The 18,956-nt window shown below is 61.7% G+C and carries 14 protein-coding genes; 4 read left to right on the top strand and 10 right to left on the bottom strand.

The features are described 5' to 3' along the window. Positions 1–21 precede the first annotated feature (21 nt). The gene (locus tag LOX95_RS03265; protein ID WP_242913021.1) at positions 22–1,860 is read right to left on the bottom strand and encodes a DUF885 domain-containing protein; all 1,839 of its coding nucleotides are present in this window, start codon (positions 1,858–1,860) and stop codon (positions 22–24) included. Positions 1,861–1,973: 113 nt separating this feature from the next. Beyond that, entirely contained in the window at positions 1,974–3,638 is a 1,665-nt protein-coding gene (locus LOX95_RS03260) for a thiamine pyrophosphate-binding protein (RefSeq protein ID WP_242913020.1), read from the bottom strand. Positions 3,639–3,769: 131 nt separating this feature from the next. Here LOX95_RS03260 and LOX95_RS03255 point away from each other — a divergent pair, with 131 nt between their 5' ends. Then, on the top strand, positions 3,770–3,907 hold the full coding sequence (locus LOX95_RS03255) for an entericidin A/B family lipoprotein (RefSeq protein ID WP_242913019.1): 138 nt from the start codon (positions 3,770–3,772) through the stop codon (positions 3,905–3,907). 3 nt (positions 3,908–3,910) lie between these two features. Here the strand turns inward: LOX95_RS03255 and LOX95_RS03250 are convergent, their stop codons facing one another. The 4 genes from LOX95_RS03250 to LOX95_RS14265 all read right to left on the bottom strand — a co-directional run bounded on the left by LOX95_RS03250 (position 3,911) and on the right by LOX95_RS14265 (position 8,459). Beyond that, positions 3,911–4,372: a COG3650 family protein gene (locus LOX95_RS03250; protein WP_242913018.1), complete on the bottom strand. Its 462-nt coding sequence runs from the start codon at positions 4,370–4,372 to the stop codon at positions 3,911–3,913. A 164-nt stretch (positions 4,373–4,536) separates the two neighbouring features. Next, positions 4,537–4,893: a YdbL family probable chaperone protein gene (locus LOX95_RS03245; RefSeq protein WP_242913017.1), complete on the bottom strand. Its 357-nt coding sequence runs from the start codon at positions 4,891–4,893 to the stop codon at positions 4,537–4,539. A gap of 16 nt (positions 4,894–4,909) precedes the next feature. Then, a complete protein-coding gene (locus tag LOX95_RS03240; protein WP_242913016.1) occupies positions 4,910–5,101 on the bottom strand; it encodes a YnbE family lipoprotein in 192 nt (63 codons plus the stop codon). Between the two features lie 85 nt (positions 5,102–5,186). Next, complete coding sequence (locus LOX95_RS14265) at positions 5,187–8,459, bottom strand: intermembrane phospholipid transport protein YdbH family protein (RefSeq protein ID WP_242913015.1); 3,273 nt, start codon at positions 8,457–8,459, stop codon at positions 5,187–5,189. 376 nt (positions 8,460–8,835) lie between these two features. Between LOX95_RS14265 and LOX95_RS03230 the strand changes: the two genes are divergently transcribed. Further along, on the top strand, positions 8,836–10,191 hold the full coding sequence (locus tag LOX95_RS03230) for a M23 family metallopeptidase (RefSeq protein WP_242913014.1): 1,356 nt from the start codon (positions 8,836–8,838) through the stop codon (positions 10,189–10,191). A gap of 52 nt (positions 10,192–10,243) precedes the next feature. Here LOX95_RS03230 and LOX95_RS03225 read toward each other — a convergent pair whose 3' ends face one another. Then, positions 10,244–11,884 carry a TadG family pilus assembly protein gene (locus LOX95_RS03225; RefSeq protein ID WP_242913012.1) on the bottom strand — a complete coding sequence of 547 codons (1,641 nt, stop codon included), beginning with the start codon at positions 11,882–11,884 and terminating at the stop codon, positions 10,244–10,246. Then, on the bottom strand, positions 11,884–12,213 hold the full coding sequence (locus LOX95_RS03220) for a pilus assembly protein (protein ID WP_242913010.1): 330 nt from the start codon (positions 12,211–12,213) through the stop codon (positions 11,884–11,886). The genes LOX95_RS03225 and LOX95_RS03220 overlap by 1 nt, the downstream gene beginning before the upstream one ends. Before the next feature lie 250 nt (positions 12,214–12,463). Between LOX95_RS03220 and lepA the strand changes: the two genes are divergently transcribed. After that, positions 12,464–14,272 (top strand): translation elongation factor 4, encoded by a 1,809-nt coding sequence (lepA, locus tag LOX95_RS03215; RefSeq protein ID WP_242913008.1) that lies wholly within the window; start codon positions 12,464–12,466, stop codon positions 14,270–14,272. A 56-nt stretch (positions 14,273–14,328) separates the two neighbouring features. Here lepA and LOX95_RS03210 read toward each other — a convergent pair whose 3' ends face one another. Together LOX95_RS03210 and LOX95_RS03205 are read right to left on the bottom strand one after the other, a co-directional pair. Then, positions 14,329–15,432, bottom strand: a complete 1,104-nt coding sequence (locus LOX95_RS03210) for an FUSC family protein (RefSeq protein ID WP_242913005.1) — start codon at positions 15,430–15,432, stop codon at positions 14,329–14,331. Next, on the bottom strand, positions 15,429–15,899 hold the full coding sequence (locus LOX95_RS03205; RefSeq protein WP_242913004.1) for a MarR family winged helix-turn-helix transcriptional regulator: 471 nt from the start codon (positions 15,897–15,899) through the stop codon (positions 15,429–15,431). Before LOX95_RS03205 ends, LOX95_RS03210 begins: the two co-directional genes overlap by 4 nt. A 151-nt stretch (positions 15,900–16,050) precedes the next feature. Between LOX95_RS03205 and LOX95_RS03200 the strand changes: the two genes are divergently transcribed. After that, on the top strand, positions 16,051–18,879 hold the full coding sequence (locus tag LOX95_RS03200) for a M16 family metallopeptidase (protein WP_242913002.1): 2,829 nt from the start codon (positions 16,051–16,053) through the stop codon (positions 18,877–18,879). Positions 18,880–18,956 lie beyond the last annotated feature (77 nt).

The raw sequence follows: 18,956 nt of genomic DNA, 5'->3' as shown, positions 1-18,956 counted from the left end.
CCGTCTAATAAGTCGTCGATATTACAGGGCGGGCTGGCCGCCACCGTGTGCAATCCACGCATCGACCTGTTCTTCCAGTACCTGAAGCGGCACGGCACCGGAGCCCAGCACCACGGTGTGGAAGTCACGGATGTCGAACTTGTCGCCCAGTGCCGCCTGCGCCTTGCGACGAAGCTCGAAGATCTTCAGTTCGCCGATCTTGTAGCTGGTCGCCTGACCCGGGTTGGTGATGTAGCGCTCGACTTCCTTCTGGATGTCACGTTCCGACAGCAGCGAGTTCTGGCGGAAATAGTCCATCGCCTGCTCACGGCTCCAGCGTTTGGCGTGCAGGCCGGTGTCCAGCACCAGACGCACAGCGCGCCACAGCTCGGTCGAGAGGCGGCCAAAGTCCGAGTACGGGTCTTGGTAGAAGCCCATCTCCTTGCCCAGTTGCTCGGAGTACAGGCCCCAGCCTTCGGAATAGACGCCGTATCCGCCGAAGCGACGGAAGGACGGCACGCCCTCCATTTCCTGAGCATAGGCGATCTGGAAGTGGTGACCCGGGGCACCTTCGTGCAGGCTGATGCCTTCAACCTGCGGCTTCAGAACCTGCGTCATGTCCGACAGGTTCATATAGTAGATGCCCGGACGCGAGCCGTCCGGTGCCGGACGGTTGTAGAAGGCGATGGAGGCGGTCGCTTCGCGGAACGGTTCAACCGCGCGCACTTCCAGCTTGGCTTTCGGCAGGATGGAGAACCACTGCGGCGCGATTTCCATCACGCGGTTCACATAGCCACGCGCGTCGGTCAGGAAGGCTTCCTTGCCCTCGGGCGTGTTCGGGTACTGGAACTGCGGGTCGGTTTTGATGAAGGTGAAGAACTCTTGCAGGGAGCCGGTAAAGCCGACCTGCTCTTTGATCTTCTCCATATCCTTCTGGATGCGGGCGACCTCGGCCAGACCGATGTTGTGGATTTCATCGGCCGTAAGGGTGGTGGTGGTCGAGAGTTGCAGGCGCGCGTTGTAATAAGCCTCGCCGTCGGGCAGACGCCACACACCGTCATTACTGTCGGCCTTGACCTGAGCTTCGCCCAGCGCGACCAGAACGGTCTCGAAACCGCGCTTGTAAGGGCCCGTCAGAGCCTCGCGTGCCGAAGCCAGCAGCCGGTCCTTGGTGGCCTGATCGGTCGAGAGGGCGTTCACCTTCTTCTGGAAGTCGGCCCAAACCGGGTTCTCTGCCCCCCCGTCAAACGGTGCGCCGGCGATCACGGCGCGGGTGTTGGCGAACGACGGCTCGAACACGAAGATCGGCGAGACAATGCCCTTGGCGGTGCGCTCGCGCAGGGTCGATGCCACCTGCCCCATATAGCGTTCGGTATCCGCCAGACGGGCCACATAGGCCTCGGCATCGGACACATTATCCACGCGGTGGTTGTTGATCATAAAGACCGGCAGGCCCGTGGTCGGGTTTCCGTTGGCCGCGAACTGATAGCCCCAGTCGCGCCATTGGTCAGACAGACGGCCCTGTTGAACCTGATATTCAAACAGACGCACCGACAGTTGGTTCTGGGGCGAAAGTTTGGAGACGTCGAACGACGACTTCAGCTCGGCCAGTTGGGCCTCGGCCATGGCCATGCTGCGAGCCTGGGCCTCGGGGGAGTTGTCGTCCAACTTGTCATAGTCGGTCTTCATACCCATCGAGGTCATGCCCTGCGGGCTGAGCGCCAGACGCGCCTGATAGGCCGCCTCGAACCACGCCGCCAGCCGCGCGTCCTCGCTCTGGGCCGGTGCCGTCGCAGCGGCTGGCGCGTTTTGCGCGACCGCGGCACCCGCAACACCACACAGGGCCAGTGCGGCCACCGAAGAAATCAGAATACGGCGCATCAGCGCTCCCCTCGTTACAAAACTCCGGAGAGCACAGTTTCAGCAAAGCGTTGGCGTTACAAGATTACGCCGAGTTGAAATGAACGTCAGGATGACGCCACCGCGCCCTTCCCTTACCCACCGCGCAGCTGGGTGATGGTTTTGGCGGGCGAGATTTGTTCGGCATCCGTCACCAGATGCACCAGCGCTGGCTGTCCCTTCGCCGCAGCCTCGCGCGCCTTGGCGAAGGCTGCGGGGAAGTCGCCCGTACCCGTCACCCGAATACCGAACGCCCCAAAGGCCTCGGCATATTTAACGAAGTCGGGGTTCTTGAGATCGGTCGCGATCACGCGGCCCGGATAATGGCCTTCCTGATGCATACGGATGGTGCCGAAGGTGCCGTTGTCCACGACCACAACGATAGCCCCGATGTCGTATTGAGCGGCCGTGGCCATTTCATTGGCGCTCATCATGAAGTCACCATCGCCCGCGATGCAGACCACTTCGCGATGTGGAGCCGTCGCCTTGGCTGACAGGGCCGCCGGATAGCCATAGCCCATAGCCCCCGAGGTTGGAGCCAACTGGGTCCCGCGCGCCTGATGGCGGTGGAAGCGATGCAGCCACGCGGCGAAATTGCCCGCGCCGTTGGTCAGGATCGCATCCTTGGGCAATACCTCGCCAAGGTGGGCGATCACTTCACTCATGTTAACAGCGCCGACCGTTTCAATCGACGTGGAGAAGGCGAGGAATTCTTCGTGAGCGGCCTTGGCCTGATCGTGCCACAGACGATCCGGCTCGATCTGCGACAGCGCTAGCGCGGCCAGGCTGTTGTCCGCCGTCGCCGAAAGCAGAGGTGCCCAGACGCGGCCCAACTCCTCTGCACCCGGATGCAGATGGATCAGGGTCTGTGCCGTGCGGGTGCGGTCCAACAAGGTGTAGCCCTGCGTGGGGTTTTCACCCAGACGCGCGCCGATGGCGATGATCAGGTCCGCATCCTTGACCCGGGCAATCAGCTTGGGGTTCGGCCCAAGGCCCAGATCACCCGCATAGCAGGGGTGGAGATTGCTGATCAGATCCTTGCGGCGGAACGACAGCGCCAGCGGAAGACCCAAACGCTCGGCCCAGCCCGCGATGGACGTGGTCGCCTCTTCGCTCCAGCCCGAACCACCCAGCACCAGCAGCGGGCGCTCTGCCGCTTTCAGCTTGTCCGCGACCTGAGCGACGAACGCGGGATCAAGCGCCGCACGCGCCGGAACAACAGGGCGCACCGGAGCCGGACCACCGTCCTCGTGCAAAAGGTTTTCGGGAAGCGCGACGACCACCGGCCCCATGCGCCCCTGAAGTGCGGTGGAAAATGCCCGCTCGACCACTTCAACCGTGCGCTCGGGGCTTTCCAGTTCGGTCGCCCATTTGGCAAGACCACCAAACACCTCGCGGTAGTCGACCTCCTGAAACGCGCCGCGCCCGCGGTCCGACAGAGCAATCTGGCCCACAAACATAATGAGGGGCGTCGAGTCCTGATGGGCCGTATGGATGCCGATAGACGCATGGGTCGCTCCCGGACCGCGCGTCACCATGCAGACACCAGGCTTGCCCGTCAGCTTGCCATAGGCCTCGGCCATGTTAGCGGCACCGGCTTCGTGGCGGCAGACGATGACCGCAATCTTGTCGAGTACATCGGACAGTGCATCCAGCACGGCCAGATAGCTTTCACCCGGTACGCAGAACACCTTGTCCACGCCGTTGGCAACGAGAGTTTCGACCAGTCGACGGGCGCATGACACAGGGGTTGCAGTCATCGGATATCCGTTTGAAAACAGCTTATAGCTCGGGTCGTGATGACCGGCTGGATAGTTCCGATCTTTCTATATTGGGCGAACGCCGGTTGTCACCCGAACTTTCCCATCATTCGTTTCAAACGAGGCAAAACATGCGTAAATTCATTGCGTTGGGCGCAATCGCCATCGCCCTGACCACTGCTGCGTGCAACACCATTGCGGGCGTTGGTCGCGACGTTCAGGCTGCTGGTCGTGCGGTTACCAACTCGTCGGATTCGGCCCGCCGCTAAGGGCTATTCGACGCGGCCGGATTCGGAGGCACGCTCCAGCGCCTCTACAGTTGCGGCACAGCCCTGCAAGGTCTCGTCGCCAACCTTCACCATGGCGGCCAGCGGATAGATGCGATCGCTCATCCCGTCTGAACAATCCGTGCCGGTCAGGGTCACAACCAGTGGCTTCTGATCCGGCAGGGTGGTTTCCCAAACAGCCAGATTGCCGGTTACCTTGGGCGTAGCTCCGGCCCCCGACACAGGCGTACCGTCCATACGGGCGAAGGTGATCGAAGTCTGATCGATATCGACATGCCAGAACGGTTCGTTGCCAAGCGCACGGATGGGGCCGTTAAGCGAGAGTTCGCCGATTTTCAGTGGGACAGCGGCCGCATTGGCTTCCGGGGCATTATTCGGCCCTTCGGCAGTCGGCTTGCACGCCGCCAGCGCCAGACCCAGGGTCGCGATTGCCAAAACTGTGCGCATAGCGCCTCTCCCGTTCACAGGTGGTGCAACAGTGACGATGCCCCGCTCATCGGCACCATACATCTTCACCCGAATGTATCGCACCGTCCTGTTTCTGAATGCAAAATGGCCGGTCCCTGTTCCAGAGACCGGCCATCCGATATTTTAGCGCAAAGACAGAAGACTTACTTCTGGACCCACTGCCCTTGGGCGTTGCGGTACCACTGGCCCGAGGAAATACGCGGCAGAAGCTGCGTCTCGAACATGCGGGTAGCAGCCACCTCGACCGTGGTGCCAGCCTCGGCAGCACCGCGTGAGTACACTTGGCGGCGACCGCTGTTGACGGCCTCTACGGCTGCGCGGGTATCCGGCTCGACCGAAGTGCGAATGCCCAGATAGCCGTCAGCTTGCTCACCGACCTTGCCCTCGGCCTTGGCAGCATCGACCAGAGCTTTCTGGCCAGCGGTCTGCGCCATTACGCCACCGGCAACGCCCAATGCGGCAGCTGCAGCGACAGCGATGAAAAGTTTGCGGTAGGCCATTATTCTATGCCTCCTATTAGAACAGGTTCGGGTTTTGCTGGAGCAGCTTCTGAAGCTCGGCGTCCAGCTTGATGTGGATGTTCGCGTTGAGATTGGCGTTGATCTCAAGCGGCTTGTCGAAAGCAACCTTCACCGTCGGCGCACAGGCGGCAACACCAACCACAGCCCCGGATAGGGCGAGGGCGGTGAACTGGCGTTTATCCAACATTGCGTAGTCTCCGGTTTATCCGTGCGCGTGAGGTGATAGAGCCACCTTACGCCTGAATGGCTGGTGAATGAAATCGCCAGCGTGCTTAAGGGGTTCCATCGGGCGAGGTCACCGTGATGGCGGGCGGGGCGGATGCCTGCTGGTCCTCGAAGCGACGTCTCATGACGTTGAAGATTTCGGTCGCCAGCTCATTGGCATTCCAACTTGTGTTCAGTGTCAGGATAACCGGCGTACCGGACGGCAGATCCAGACGCTTCTTCATGAAGTCGCCGCGCAGCAGGTCAAACAACGACACGCGCAGCTCTTTGCGAACGGCGGGATCGTGGCGGCCGTCGATGACGAATTTGATGCCCAGACGCCCACCGGGCTGGGACTGCACCTCGGCCTTCAGGGAGTCGATGGCCAAGTTTTCCAGTGCCTGATAAGCGAGATCCTGCATCGCATTCGGCGGCAGTTCGACCGTAGCAGGCACGTCCGTCGTCAGTTCTCCCCCCCCCGCCGACATGCCGGTCAGCACATCAGGGTCGATCTCCAGGCGTCCCTCGTTAGAGGTCAGTTCTCCCGATTCAATCTGCCAACCCAGCTTCTCATTATAGCGGAAGCCGATATCGCCCGTCAGCGCTGCCTGGAAGGAAGCCTTGTCGCGCAGGTTCGCTGCGGCCAACAGATCGTTCACCTGCAGGTTTTCCAGATGCATGACGCCGGTCACGTCCTGTCCGCGGGCAAACGGGATAACCACCGAACTAGCGCGCACACGGCCACCGCCAATCGAAACCGCCGCCTCGCTCAGCACCAAGGCACGGTCGCGCGTACGCGCCCGCAAGTTCAGGTTCTCGACAGGCAGGAAGGCATCCAGCCTGCGTGCGGTGAACACCGCATCCTCGGCCATGGTCATGTTCAAAAGATCGGTGAAAGCCACCTGTCCGGACAGATCCGATACCTGCCCCATAGGGGTGTCAAAGGTCATGCCTTCGACATACAACTTGCCGTCGCTTGTGGCCCCTTGCGGGTTCCACCGGAACTGTCCCGATAGATTGATACGGCCCGTCGCGGGACTGCCGACAAAATCCGAGAGCATCGGGCTGAGGCTGGTGGGTTGCAGACCACCCGCGGTGAAGTCCAATGGCCCGGTATGGACTCTCAAGCCGCCTTCGCCGGAGGCCACGCGGTGGTCCAGCACAAGGTCTGCGACGTGATACCCCTCGCGGCTCAGCGCCAGATTCCCACTCCAGATGCCATTGGCCAGTACGACCTCACCCTTGGCCAGCGCGGGATTGAATCGGGCCTGTGCGTCGCTATCGGCCACAATGTCGGCCAGCGTTGCTTCGATGCCGGTAAGGCGTAGCGTGGTCTGTCCCTGACGGCCGGCTACAACAAGGCGGCCTCGTCCGTTGTCCAGATCAATACCGGCAAAGGGTGCGGCCAGCTGCGTTTGCTGCAGGCGACCCGCCAGTTGCCATTGCCCCTGACGCATCGTGAACAGCGGCTGGCCTGCTGCGCAGAGTTGGCCCTGAATACGCTTCAGATCGTTCTCGCCAATATCGACCGACGCGGCGCGGAGATCGGCGCAGCCATCGGCGGTATAGTCGGTGGTGCCATTGCGCACCCGAAGACGTCCGGCGGTTTTCAGAGCGATGCCGCTGACAGGATCAAAGTCCAGCGCGCCGTCCCCCCTGAGACGGGCGCTAAAGCCGCCATCAGCCATCTGCCATTGGCTGACATCGACATTGAGCTTCGGGAAACCCTCGCCCTCCAGCGTCAGGCGCGCCGAACCGTGCGGTGCCCCGCCCGCCAGTTGCAGCAGAGGCCCGTCCTTGGGCTGGAACGTCAGTCGCGCACCATTGGCCGAAACAACCTGTGCGGGGGCGGTCAGTTGCAGCGCGTTCCCGCGATTAGTCTGGGCAAATGTCAGGTTCGGGGCGGAGAAGCGGAAGTTGCGAGCAGCCTGTTTCAGGCGCGCCATCTGCGGCGCATCCTCTCGCGTGACATCACCCAGCCCCATGAACTGGCCGTTGGCCGCCAACCCACCTTGAAGCGCGACTCGGGTTGCCAATCCGCGCACTGCGTCCAGACGGAACTGGCCCCGCACGTCCCGAAGTTTCAGGTCACCGGAATCCAGCGTCTGCGCGGCCAGTGTCAGCGGTCCTTGCGCTTCGAACAGCTTGCCATCGCCGCCAGCCAGAAGACGTCCGGACGAAAGGTCGGCCTGACGCACCACCGTCTGCCCGCTACGCAGGCTGGCTGCTCGCAGGCGTGTCGGACCTTCGAGACGCCAGTTCAGGCGGCTATCGCTCTGACCCGGCTGTCCGCGCGAAAAGGCACCGGCCACACTGTCGGCGATGAGCGTCGCAGCCGTCAGCTGTTGGTCCCCGCTCGCAAGGGAATCGGCGGTCGCCTTGAGAGAGCCTTGACCATTGAGGGTGAAGGCGTCGATCCACCCATCAAGCTGGCCCTTCCATCCCAGAGTGGCATTGACGCCGCGACCGGCGATCTGGTCGCCCGCAATCCGCTCCACATTGGCTTTGGCGTCGAGGGTCACGGTGCCGACCGCCTTGGCTTCGCCTTTGCGCGGATAGGGAAGCTGTCCCTTGAGATCGAGACTGACCTTCTCGCCGGTTGTGCCTGACGCCTGTAGCGAGCGCGCCGACGACACCAGGGTGAAGTCGAGGCTGTCGCGACCACCGCGCGCTTCGATGCGCGCGTCCAGTCCCTTGGCTTCGAGGTCATTGAGCTTCAGATCGGCAGGGTTCAGGGACGCCTTCAGCCACTCCAGTCGTTCGTCGTTGACGCGCGCGTCTGCGGTCGCGGTGATCGCGCCATACGGCGTCGTCAGCAAAGCTGTGCCCTGATTGACGATAATCAGTGGCCCCGGCTTTTTGGGTCCCGGCGGGCGAGAGGTGAACTCTTCGATCAGTGGATCAAGCGAGCCGAATGAGACCTTCTTTCCTGTCCACTCCGCCTTTATGACCGGCCGATCCAGAAGCACGCGACGCGGCGTCACGCCAAGGCCGCCAGCCATCCACGGCATGCCGATCAGGTAATCAACCTCGACACGCTCGACGCGCACGTCGGGGTTTTCCGGATCGCCGACAGTGATGCGCCCGGTGAAACCGTCCCATTCGATACGCTGGACTTCGACGTCGGCGGCGATACCGCGGCGGTGCAGCCATCCGACAAGCACTTCTTCGGCCACGGCACGGCGGCCAATGTAAAGTCCGCCCAGGCCCAAGGCCACGACCAGACCGCCGATCGTCAGTCCCGTACCGATACGACCGGGCAGACGAGATTTACCGACGGCCTTTACGGACCCGTCTTTAGAAGCCGGCTCTGAGGTTTGTTCAGGAATTTGATCACTCACAGCGCTGACTTCTAACGACCCAGAACCACCGGGACAAACAAATCTCAAGTACGCCCGAAGTTCATTCCTCCGACGTTAACGACCGGTTCGGCTTACTCATTTAATGTAGGCACCAATAAGTCATGACAGGCCGTTCCAGATGGCGGTTGGCGATATGTTACCTGTTCCGACTTTGATCGTATCGTCTAATTTCGGCCAAAAGACTCGTAGAAAGGAACCAAATCGAAACGAGCAGAACGCTTGTTAACTGAATGTAACAATCGTCGCTTCCCATCCTGAGACAGTCGGTCTATAAAGTCCGCTTCACGTCTCTCGGGAAGGAGACGGGAACCAGATTTCGTTGGGCGCAATTTGCGTCGTCGAATACCGGGGAAAAATGGCCCAGTTCGATCCTCGCCGCCAACCGTTGCGGCTTGCCCCTCACATGCTCACCACAGTGGCAGCCATTGGCATCGCCTTGGTTGCGGGCAAACCCTTCGCCGCGTCAGAGGTCCAGGAACTGCCGGTTCTGACCCCTCAGCAAACTGCCTATCTGGAAACGCAGGCCTATGCGGCCGCTGCGGCTCCTGCCGGTCTTAACGCCCCCGAGGCGGTTCCGGTTCAAATCCGTCGTGGTGAAACTTTCGAGCAGGCCATTCGCCGCTCGGGTGTAGCCGCCGACGATGCCAGCGCTGTTGCCGCTACGATCGCCAGCGCTTTCGACCTCAAAGACATTCGCGCCGGTGCCAAGTTCGAGACCGCAGTGTCCCGTCCGCGCGGTGGCGTGGGCGAGGCCCGCCTCATCGGCCTGACCATGCGGACCGGCCCTGCCAGCCAGCTTACCGTTTCGCGCAGCTTTGACGGCGCGCTGAAACTGCGCTCGCTGGACGAAAAGGTGACGCAGGAAACTGTCGTCGCCCGCGACAAGGTTCAAGGTTCGCTGTCGGCTTCGGCTCGCGAACTGGGCGCCACCACCGCTGTGGTACGCCGCGCCAGCCAACTGTTCGCCCACAAGTTCGACATGCAGCGCGACGTTCGCGCCGCCGACGAGTTCACCCTCGTCTTTGACCGCTCGGTCACGGAGTCGGGCCGCACCATCGAGACCGGCGACCTGCTTTATGCAGAGCTCAAGGGCCACGTCTTCTACCGCTTCCAGCGCCCGGGTTCGAACAAGGTCGAGTATTTCGACAGCACCGGTAAGAACGTGCGCTCGGTCATGATGCGTACGCCGCTGCAAAGCTTCCGTCGTGTCAGCTCCAACTATGGCGTCCGCGTCCACCCGATCTCGGGCTATCGCAAGATGCACCAGGGCACCGACTTCTCGGCCGCGACCGGCACGCCGATCATCGCACCGGCTGACGGCGTCGTCGTCGAAGCCCGTCGCTGGGGCGGCTACGGCAACTGGATCCGCGTTCGTCACTCGAACGGTCTGGAAACCGGCTACGCCCACCTTTCGCGTTACGCCTCGGGCATTCGCGCCGGTCAGCGCGTCAGCCAAGGTCAAGTGATCGGTTACGTCGGTAACACCGGCAACTCGACCGGCCCGCACCTGCACTATGAAATGTGGCGCAACGGCCAGCGCATCAATCCGAACAGCGTCCGTACCCAAGAAGGTACGATCCTGTCGGGTGCCGAACTGGCAGCCTTCCGCGCTGAAAAAGCCCGCATTGATCGCATCATCGCTGCCGGCGGCCACACCCGTCCGGTTGTGCAGCAAGCGAACGAAGACGGCCTTCGCAAGATCACCGCCTGATTTTAGCGAGATAGAATTGAAAAAGGCGCGGGATGATCCCGCGCCTTTTTTATTACCCTACCAGATAGGGAATGCCGCCCACGCCACCGGGGCAGTTTACGCCCAGCACGCGCACGTCCGCTTCACCCAGACCGATCCCCAAAACCCTCAACAGCGGGTTCAGGATCGCATCCAGCAGATAGCCGATCGGCGTCAGCAGCGGCGTCAGCAGCTTCACAATCCAGTCCAGTTGCAGGCCGAGGAAGCTGATCTTCAACTGGCTGGTCAGATTGTTCAGTAGGCTACCGACTATCTCTTTGGCCCGAACTGTTTTGGGCGTGTGCTTCGCGATTTCGGTCGCATTGAACTGTAGCCTCTGCCACGTCCGGTCCTTGCTCTCGACGTTGGCATAAATCTTCAGCGGCAGGAGAAGGACTTCGGCGATGGTCAGATCATCGGTGTAGATGGGGCGTTTGAAGTCGCTGAAGTCACCCGGATTGGTCACATTGCCGACGGTCACCCGCAGCAGACCTGGACGGGCGTCCACGTCAACGCGATTGGTCGCGCTGCACCGGATGTCTGCGATCTTCGCCTCGGCAGAAGCGACTTCGGCAAACAGCTGCAGGTCGGCCGCCAACAGTTCGGGCACAAGGTTCTTGGTCTTGGCCTGAACGAAAACGCGCGTTTGGGCGGTGCGAATGATCGGGGTCTGGCCCGATGATACCGTGATCCATGCGGACTGGTTGGGGCGCTCGCCTATCGCGACCTTGACCTTCACATCCGCCAAGATGGCGTTGACGTCGGAGTTGAGCGCCAGTTGTCGGTTGCCATTGGCCGTCTCCAGCCCCGCCATCAGAATATCCAGCGCCGACACATCGACATTCAAGGCGCGCCGCAGACCATCGCGTGCATCCACATCGACGCCCAGAATGTCCGAGACCTTGATTGGAACACTCAGCCGCGCACCGGTAATCGATCCCAGAACGGCCTTGTCATCATCATCGGCAACGACGCGGAGCACATCCAGCAACTGCCCCGTCGTCACATTGTGCGCCAGCAGCGCATCATAGTCGCCAGCTTCAACGCCCAGCTTTACCGCCAGAGCGTCGACGAACTGGAGCAGGTTCACATCCGCCCCGACGAGACGGTTGTAATCCATGACGTTCAGATTGATGTTCGAGCCCAAAAGTCCCGTCAGGACCGAGTTCAAAATCCCGCGGTTCAGGCTCAGCAATCTCGAGCCGATAGAGAAGACCGCCGAAGGCTTGGAGCCAGGCAGGGCTGCTGTCGACTGGCGGGTGATTGGGGCGGAATGGAAGCCCATGATGCGGGCGAAGTACAGTTTCGCACGGTCGTTGATGACGACGCGAGCCGCATTGGGCGATGTACCGCCTGCGGTGAAACGCAGATCGGGTTTGATGTTCGGATCACCGACATAAACACCGACCGTCGTCTGGACCGTAATGTCGTTGCCTAGGTTGGCCTTGGCGGTCGCAGTCGCGGCGGCCTGCGCCTTGGGCAGATAGCGCGCTGCGGCCAATGAGGCCAGATCTGCCGCGCCCTGAACCGTCCGCGCCTTAAGCACGATCGAGCCCAGATCAACCGCCAACGCAGCCAGAATGACGATCAGCACGGACGCCGCGGCGACTATAATCGCCACGCCGCCTTCCTGATCCTTGGCGAATATCTCCGGCTTAAGGCGGGAAAGCCACATTAGTAGCCTCCCAGACGCACCACAGCTTCGCGGTTGATATTCTGGGGCGGCGCGACCGTCAGCGCACGCAGGGCCATAATGGGATGGTTGCTGACGTCATAGTTGATGCTGACCTGCACCACCTGATTGTCGCTGGTGACAGCTACGCTGGAGGCGGAGACAGGCACACCTATTTGTGGACCACGCGCGGCAACGAAATCGAGCGCCAGCTGGCGCCGCTCCGCTGCATCAAGGCCGCCGAGCGAAGCCCGTGCGGATTCATAGGCCAGAGACTGGACCGAGTGAGCCAGCCAGAACCAGCCGCCATAGACGATCATGCCGATCAACATCAAAATGAGGATCGGGGAAACAAGAGCAAATTCAACAGCAACGGAGCCGCGGCGCGACCGACGTTTGCCGGGAACTATTCGAAGCATGGGGGGAAACTCCAAATAACAGCGTTACAGTAGGGCGCAGCGAGCTTAATTTGGAGTTATCAGGTTTGGTGAACGCCGGATTCGCTAGGTTTGGATACCGTGATCCCCCGGCCAATGATCGTGGAAGTAGCCTTTAGGCGCTGGCGATGCTAAGCGCCGCTCTATGACGACGCCTCCTATTGAACGCATCCGGAATTTTTCCGTAGTCGCCCACATCGACCACGGCAAATCGACGCTGTCTGACCGCCTGATCCAGTTTACCGGCGGCCTGACCGCGCGCGAGATGTCCGAGCAAGTGCTCGACAACATGGACATCGAAAAGGAGCGCGGCATCACCATCAAGGCGCAGACCGTGCGCCTGAATTATAAGGCCAAGGACGGGGAAACCTACGTCCTGAACCTGATGGATACGCCCGGTCACGTCGATTTTGCCTACGAAGTCTCGCGCTCGCTGGCTGCCTGTGAAGGCTCGCTGCTGGTAGTCGATGCCTCGCAAGGCGTCGAAGCCCAGACCCTGGCCAACGTTTATCAGGCTATCGACAACAACCACGAGATCGTTCCGGTCCTCAACAAGATCGACCTGCCCGCTGCCGAACCCGAGCGCGTTAAGGCCCAGATCGAGGACGTGATCGGTCTGGACGCTTCTGACGCTATTGAATGCTCGGCCAAGTCGGGTATCGGCATCGAAGACGTGCTCGAAGGTATCGTCGCCCGCCTGCCGGCACCCAAGGGCGATGCGAATGCTCCGCTGAAGGCCATGCTGGTCGATGCGTGGTACGACCCCTATCTCGGCGTTGTGCTGCTGGTCCGCGTCTTCGACGGCGTGTTGAAGGCCGGTATGCGCGTCAAGATGATGCAACACGGCACGACCCACCTGGTCGACCGCGTTGGCGTCTTCCTGCCCAAGAATACCCCTGTTGAGGCGCTTGGTCCGGGTGAAGTCGGCTTCATCACCGCACAGATCAAAGAAGTGGCGCACGCCGCTGTCGGCGACACCATCACCGACGAGAAGAAGCCGACCGCTGAACCGCTCAAGGGCTTTAAGGAAGTCCAGTCGGTGGTATTCTGCGGCCTGTTCCCTGTCGACGCCGCAGACTTTGAAGACCTGCGCGCCGCCATCGGCAAGCTGCGTCTGAACGACGCGTCCTTCACCTACGAGATGGAGTCCTCGGCGGCTCTGGGCTTCGGCTTCCGCTGCGGCTTCCTTGGCCTGCTTCACCTCGAAATCATCCAAGAGCGCCTGAGCCGCGAGTTCAACCTCGACCTGATCGCGACCGCCCCGTCTGTTGTTTACAAGATCGGCCTACGCGACGGCACCGAGATCGACCTGCACAACCCGGCTGACCTGCCGGACGTCATGCAAATCGAGACCATTGCCGAGCCGTGGATCAAGGCCACCATCCTGACGCCGGACGAATACCTCGGTGGCGTGATCAAGCTGTGCCAAGACCGTCGCGGCAACCAGCTGGAGCTGTCCTACGTCGGCTCGCGCGCCATGGTCGTCTATGAGCTGCCGCTGAACGAAGTGGTGTTCGACTTCTACGACCGCCTGAAGTCGATCTCGAAGGGCTATGCCTCGTTCGACTACGAGATCACCGACTATAAGGTAGGCGACCTCGTTAAGATGAGCATCCTCGTCAACGCCGAGCCGGTTGACGCCCTGTCGATGCTGGTTCACCGTGCACGCGCCGAAACGCGTGGTCGTGGCATGGTCGAGAAGATGAAGGAACTGATCCCGCCGCACATGTTCGTCATTCCGATTCAGGCAGCGATCGGCGGCAAGATCATCGCCCGCGAAACTGTTCGCGCGCTGCGTAAGGACGTGACCTCGAAATGCTACGGCGGCGACGCCACCCGTAAGAAGAAACTGCTCGAGAAGCAGAAGGCCGGTAAGAAGCGCATGCGCCAGTTCGGCAAGGTGGAGATCCCGCAAGAGGCCTTCATCGCCGCGCTCAAGATGGACGAGGATTGATCGTCCCCGGCACCCAGACAAAAGCCCCGACCGAAAGGCCGGGGCTTTTTCTTTAGCTAGGCTGATATGCGTACGTGGCGCTTGGCCAGTTCGCGACGGTCGTGGCCGGTCGAGAAGATCACAGCAAGAACGACGGCGATGACCGCGCCTAACAAGGTGTCCAACACCCGCTCCGGTGCCATTTCCGCCCCGGCCGTGGCAGGCGACGCCAGATAGGTCATCAACAACGCCATCGGGGTCACGAACATCTGGCCCAACGCATAATTGTAGCCGATCGCCGCCTCCGTCATCCATTGCAACAGGAACAACAGGGCGATGCCTGCCCACACCGATGGCGACTGGGACAGGATGATCCAGATCAGCACGGCACCGATGACAGTGCCTGCTACACGCTGGAGTGCGCGGTTGAGGGTAACGTGAAGATGCACGCCTTGGAGCACGGCTACCGCCCCCATGGCTGCCCAACCCGGATGGGCTACGCCCACGGCATGGGCGATCCAGCCGGCAATCAATGCGCCGCCGGCAATACGGCCAGCAGTGGGCCATAGAGGCTGTAGCTGTTGACGCACGCTGTAGCGCTGGCTGGGTCCGGCGACATCTTCCTTGGCGCGCAACGCTTCGGTCACGGCGCAAACCACGATGGCCAACGTGGCCACAGCCGAAGCCATCAACACCCGCAACCCCAGATCCTGCAGGCTGGCTGGAGCATTCATGCCTGCCATGCCCGAGAACATGAAAATCAGCGGGCCGGGGGGGCCAAAGCGCCCCACGGTCGAGGCAATGAAATACAAGCCCCCCAGAAGCGCCAGTACCAACAGCAGACCCGCTGTCGGCACACCTGCCAGACTGGCTATCGACATGATGGCCAGTGAAGAGACCTGACACAGCGCCGCATAAACTACGACCACATTGCGCCGCGCCTTGGGTGCGAAGCGCCCGAACAGGGCCACCAACGCGCCCAGCGAGGCATAACCCAGCAGCGCCGACCACGGCGATAGTTGCACTAACGGCAGGGCAATGGCGACCGTCAAAGCCGCCTGGAAACCGGCAAGGATACTGTTACGCAGACCTTGGGGGCGCACGACCATCGCGCTTTCGGCAAACTGGCGGCGCGACATCAAAAGGCGGGCGGCTTCGCGCCGTCCTACACGGTCGCTCATTGTTCGGCCTCCTTGCGGGCCAGACGAGCCGCGATCAGGCGCGCATCAAGGCGGTCAATCGCCTCAAGCGCGCTTATGATTTCGGCGTCCCCCAGACTGTCCAGAAGGCTCGTCTCGGTCCGCAGCAGGATGGAGCGAATGTGCTGCACCTGACGTTGCCCTGCGTGCGTGAGATAGACGCGACGTGCCCGCGCATCGGAAGGGTCCGTCCGGCGCTCGGTCCAGCCCTTCTGCTCCAGAATGTCGAGCAACCGCACCAGCGTAGAGGCGTCGATGCCCACGCGCTCGGCCAATTCCTTTTGCAGGAGGCCGCCGCCGCTTTCGTCCAGATGGATCATGGGTGCCCACGTCGCGTCGGTCAGGCCCTCGCGGGCAAGGGCTGCCTCCAACTCCTGCCTCCAGCGACGGGCGACAATAGAAAACCGGATCCCGAAACGGGCGCGTACACTGTCAGGGTTTGAACTCATTGGAGATTTTTAGCCAATTTAGTTTGATCCTCAAACTATCCATAGGTCGCGGGTGCGCTTCATGAACTTTTAGAAAGGTTCACGGAGTCGCATTGCAGCGAACCGAGAGGCAGGTAAGGTCGCGACACATTTTCAACGCAAAGGATCAACCATGCGTCGTCTCGTTACCTCGGCTGCGATTGCTGCCCTGATGGTGGGAGCTGCTCCCGTTGCGGCTCTGGCCAACACCACCGCCTCTGCCGCCACGGCCACACAGGCACAGGAACTGCGTGGCGCGCCTGTCTCCGAACTGCTGGCCCGTGTCGATATTCCGTGGAAGCGCTTCCAACTGGATAACGGTCTGACGGTAATCGTGCATGAAGACCGCAAGGCGCCCGTGGTGGCGGTCAGCGTCTGGTACAACGTCGGCTCCAAGGACGAGCCGAAGGGCTCCACCGGCTTTGCCCACCTGTTCGAGCACCTGATGTTCGGCGGTTCGGAAAACAGCCCGAAATCGCACATTCAGGCCGTACAGGCCGCAGGTGCTACCGCGCTGAACGGTACGACCTGGTTTGACCGCACCAACTACTTCCAGACGGTGCCGACCCCTGCTCTGGAATACACGCTGTATCTTGAATCGGACCGCATGGGTCACCTGCTGGGTCAGGTGAGCCAGGAGGTGCTCGACCTGCAGCGCGGCGTCGTCCAGAACGAAAAACGTCAGGGCGACAACCAGCCTTACGGCCTGTCCTATTATTCGGTTCTCGAAAACCTCTTCCCTGAAGGGCACCCGTACCGTCACTCGACCATCGGCTCGATGGCCGACCTTGATGCCGCCAGCATGGAAACGGTGCGCCAGTGGTTCATCAACAACTACGGCCCGAACAACGCCATCATCGTTCTGGCCGGTGACGTCGACGAAGCGCAGGCCCGTACCCTCACGAACAAATACTTCGGCCACATCGCTGCCGGTCCGGTGAACACGTCGAAGGAAGCCGACGTACCAACGCTGGCTGCACCGGTGACCCAGACCCTGCATGACCGCGTGGCCCAAGCCCGTGTCTCGCGCTACTGGGCTGTTCCAGGCATGCTTGATGCCGACGCCGCGCCGCTGACGGTGGCCGCCTCGGTCCTGGGCGGCCTCAGCAGCTCGCGTCTGGACAATGCTCTGGTGCGTGGCGACCAGACCGCATCGGGCGTCTCGGCCAGCAATCAAGCCTTCCAGCGCGTGGGCATGTTCTCCTATTCGGCCACGGTCAAACCGGGTCAGGATCACGAAGCCGTTGCCAAGCGCATCGACGAAGAGTTCCAGCGCCTGATGACCGAAGGTCCGACGCAGGACGAGATCGACCGTGTTGTCACCCAAACTGTTTCGCGCCGCATTCAGGGTCTGGAACAGACCAACGGCAAGGCCTCCACTCTGGCCGAGGGCCAGTTGTACGCCAACGATCCGGACTATTACAAAACCGAGCTTCAGCGCCTGGCCGCGGTCACGCCGCAGCAGGTGCGAGATGCGATGCAACGTTGGCTGACCCGTCCGGTTTACAACCAGATCATTCTGCCGGGTGAACGCGAAGCCTATACCGAGGCGGCAGCCGCTCCGTCGGGTGCCACCCCGACGCCGGCCGCCGAAATCCAGCGCGTTGCGCGTGATCCGGCCCCGCAGATCGGCGAAGTGAAGAATCTGGACTTCCCCGATGTTCAGCGCGCCACGCTGTCGAACGGCATTGAAGTCGTCTATGCGCAGGTTTCGAGCGTGCCGGTTACGCGTCTGTCGCTGGAGTTCAACGCCGGTATCTCGGCCGACAGCGCAGAGAAGCCCGGTGCCCTGACCCTGATGACCGACGTCATGCAGGAAGGCACGACCACCCGCGACTCCAAGGCACTGGCCGAGGCACAGGAGCGTCTGGGCGCATCGGTCAGCGTCAGCAACAGCATGGACCGCTCGGTCGCCAGCCTGTCGACCATCAGCACCAATCTGGCCCCGTCGCTAACGCTGCTGTCGGATGTTGTTCGCAATCCGGCCTTCGCCCCGAGCGAGGTCGAGCGTCTGCGCGCCCAGCGTCTGGCCCGTCTGGCCAGCGAAAAGACCCAGCCGCAAGCCATCGCATCGCGTGCTTTCACCCCGCTGATCTACGGCGAAGGCCACCCCTACGCCCGTCCGGGCTCGGGCACCGAGGCCGGTGTAACTGCCGTCACCCGTGACGATCTGGTCCAGCAGCACCAGCAATGGATCCGTCCTGACAATGCCAAGCTGTTCGTCGTGTCGGATCTGCCGTTGTCGGAAATCACCGCACAACTGAACGCCGCATTCGGTGACTGGACTGCGCCATCGGCTCCGAAGGGCAACAAGGCCTTCCCGGCCAGCATTCCGCAAGGCGAAGGCAAGATCGTACTGATCAACCGCCCGCAATCGCCGCAATCGATCATCTATGGCGGCAAGGTCCTGGCGGTTACCGGCAAGGACGACAATCTGGCGTTCAACCTCGGTAATACGGTTGTCGGCACCGACTTCCTGAGCCGCATCAACGCCGACCTGCGCGAGACCAAGGGCTGGTCCTATGGCGTGCGGGGTATGTTCAACCCGTACGAAGGGGCTTCGCCCTACACCATCGTTGCGCCGGTTCAGGCCGACCGCACGGGCGAGTCCATTCAGGCGCTGATGCACCAGTATAACAACTTCCTGACTGCGGAAGGCGTGAAGGCCGAGGAGCACCAGCGCACCATTCTGGGCGAAACGCGCTCCCTGCCGGGCTCGATCGAAACCGCCGGTTCGATCCTCGGTGCCCTCCGTAGCAACGACCTGTACGGCCGTCCTGACAACTATCAGGAAACGATCGCACAGCGCACCAACAGCACCACCGCAGCACAGATGGACGCTGCGGTTCGTCGCCTGCTCGACCCGTCCAAATTCGTCTGGGTCGTGGTTGGCGATGCTGAAAAGGTGAAGCCGCAACTGGAAAGCCTCGGCATTCCGGTAGAGGTTCGCGAAGTCCAGTAAACCCTGCACCTTCGCTAAGCATTCAAGGGGGTCGACCGAAAGGTCGGCCCCTTTTCTATTTCATCGTTATGTGTGGC

This window comes from Brevundimonas pishanensis (assembly GCF_022750635.1).
Taxonomy (GTDB): Bacteria; Pseudomonadota; Alphaproteobacteria; order Caulobacterales; family Caulobacteraceae; genus Brevundimonas; species Brevundimonas pishanensis.
The sequence above is the reverse complement of the archived record's forward strand: the minus strand, read 5'-3'. Positions and strand labels throughout refer to the sequence as shown.

Excerpts from the sequence above, each read along its gene's own strand:
- LOX95_RS03265 (WP_242913021.1), bottom strand. The coding sequence starts at position 1,860 with ATGCGCCGTATTCTGATTTCTTCGGTGGCCGCACTGGCCCTGTGTGGT.
- LOX95_RS03260 (WP_242913020.1), bottom strand. The coding sequence starts at position 3,638 with ATGACTGCAACCCCTGTGTCATGCGCCCGTCGACTGGTCGAAACTCTC.
- LOX95_RS03255 (WP_242913019.1), top strand. The coding sequence starts at position 3,770 with ATGCGTAAATTCATTGCGTTGGGCGCAATCGCCATCGCCCTGACCACT.
- LOX95_RS03250 (WP_242913018.1), bottom strand. The coding sequence starts at position 4,372 with ATGCGCACAGTTTTGGCAATCGCGACCCTGGGTCTGGCGCTGGCGGCG.
- LOX95_RS03245 (WP_242913017.1), bottom strand. The coding sequence starts at position 4,893 with ATGGCCTACCGCAAACTTTTCATCGCTGTCGCTGCAGCTGCCGCATTG.
- LOX95_RS03240 (WP_242913016.1), bottom strand. The coding sequence starts at position 5,101 with ATGTTGGATAAACGCCAGTTCACCGCCCTCGCCCTATCCGGGGCTGTG.
- LOX95_RS03230 (WP_242913014.1), top strand. The coding sequence starts at position 8,836 with ATGGCCCAGTTCGATCCTCGCCGCCAACCGTTGCGGCTTGCCCCTCAC.
- LOX95_RS03225 (WP_242913012.1), bottom strand. The coding sequence starts at position 11,884 with ATGTGGCTTTCCCGCCTTAAGCCGGAGATATTCGCCAAGGATCAGGAA.
- LOX95_RS03220 (WP_242913010.1), bottom strand. The coding sequence starts at position 12,213 with ATGTTGATCGGCATGATCGTCTATGGCGGCTGGTTCTGGCTGGCTCAC.
- lepA (WP_242913008.1), top strand. The coding sequence starts at position 12,464 with ATGACGACGCCTCCTATTGAACGCATCCGGAATTTTTCCGTAGTCGCC.
- LOX95_RS03210 (WP_242913005.1), bottom strand. The coding sequence starts at position 15,432 with ATGAGCGACCGTGTAGGACGGCGCGAAGCCGCCCGCCTTTTGATGTCG.
- LOX95_RS03205 (WP_242913004.1), bottom strand. The coding sequence starts at position 15,899 with ATGAGTTCAAACCCTGACAGTGTACGCGCCCGTTTCGGGATCCGGTTT.
- LOX95_RS03200 (WP_242913002.1), top strand. The coding sequence starts at position 16,051 with ATGCGTCGTCTCGTTACCTCGGCTGCGATTGCTGCCCTGATGGTGGGA.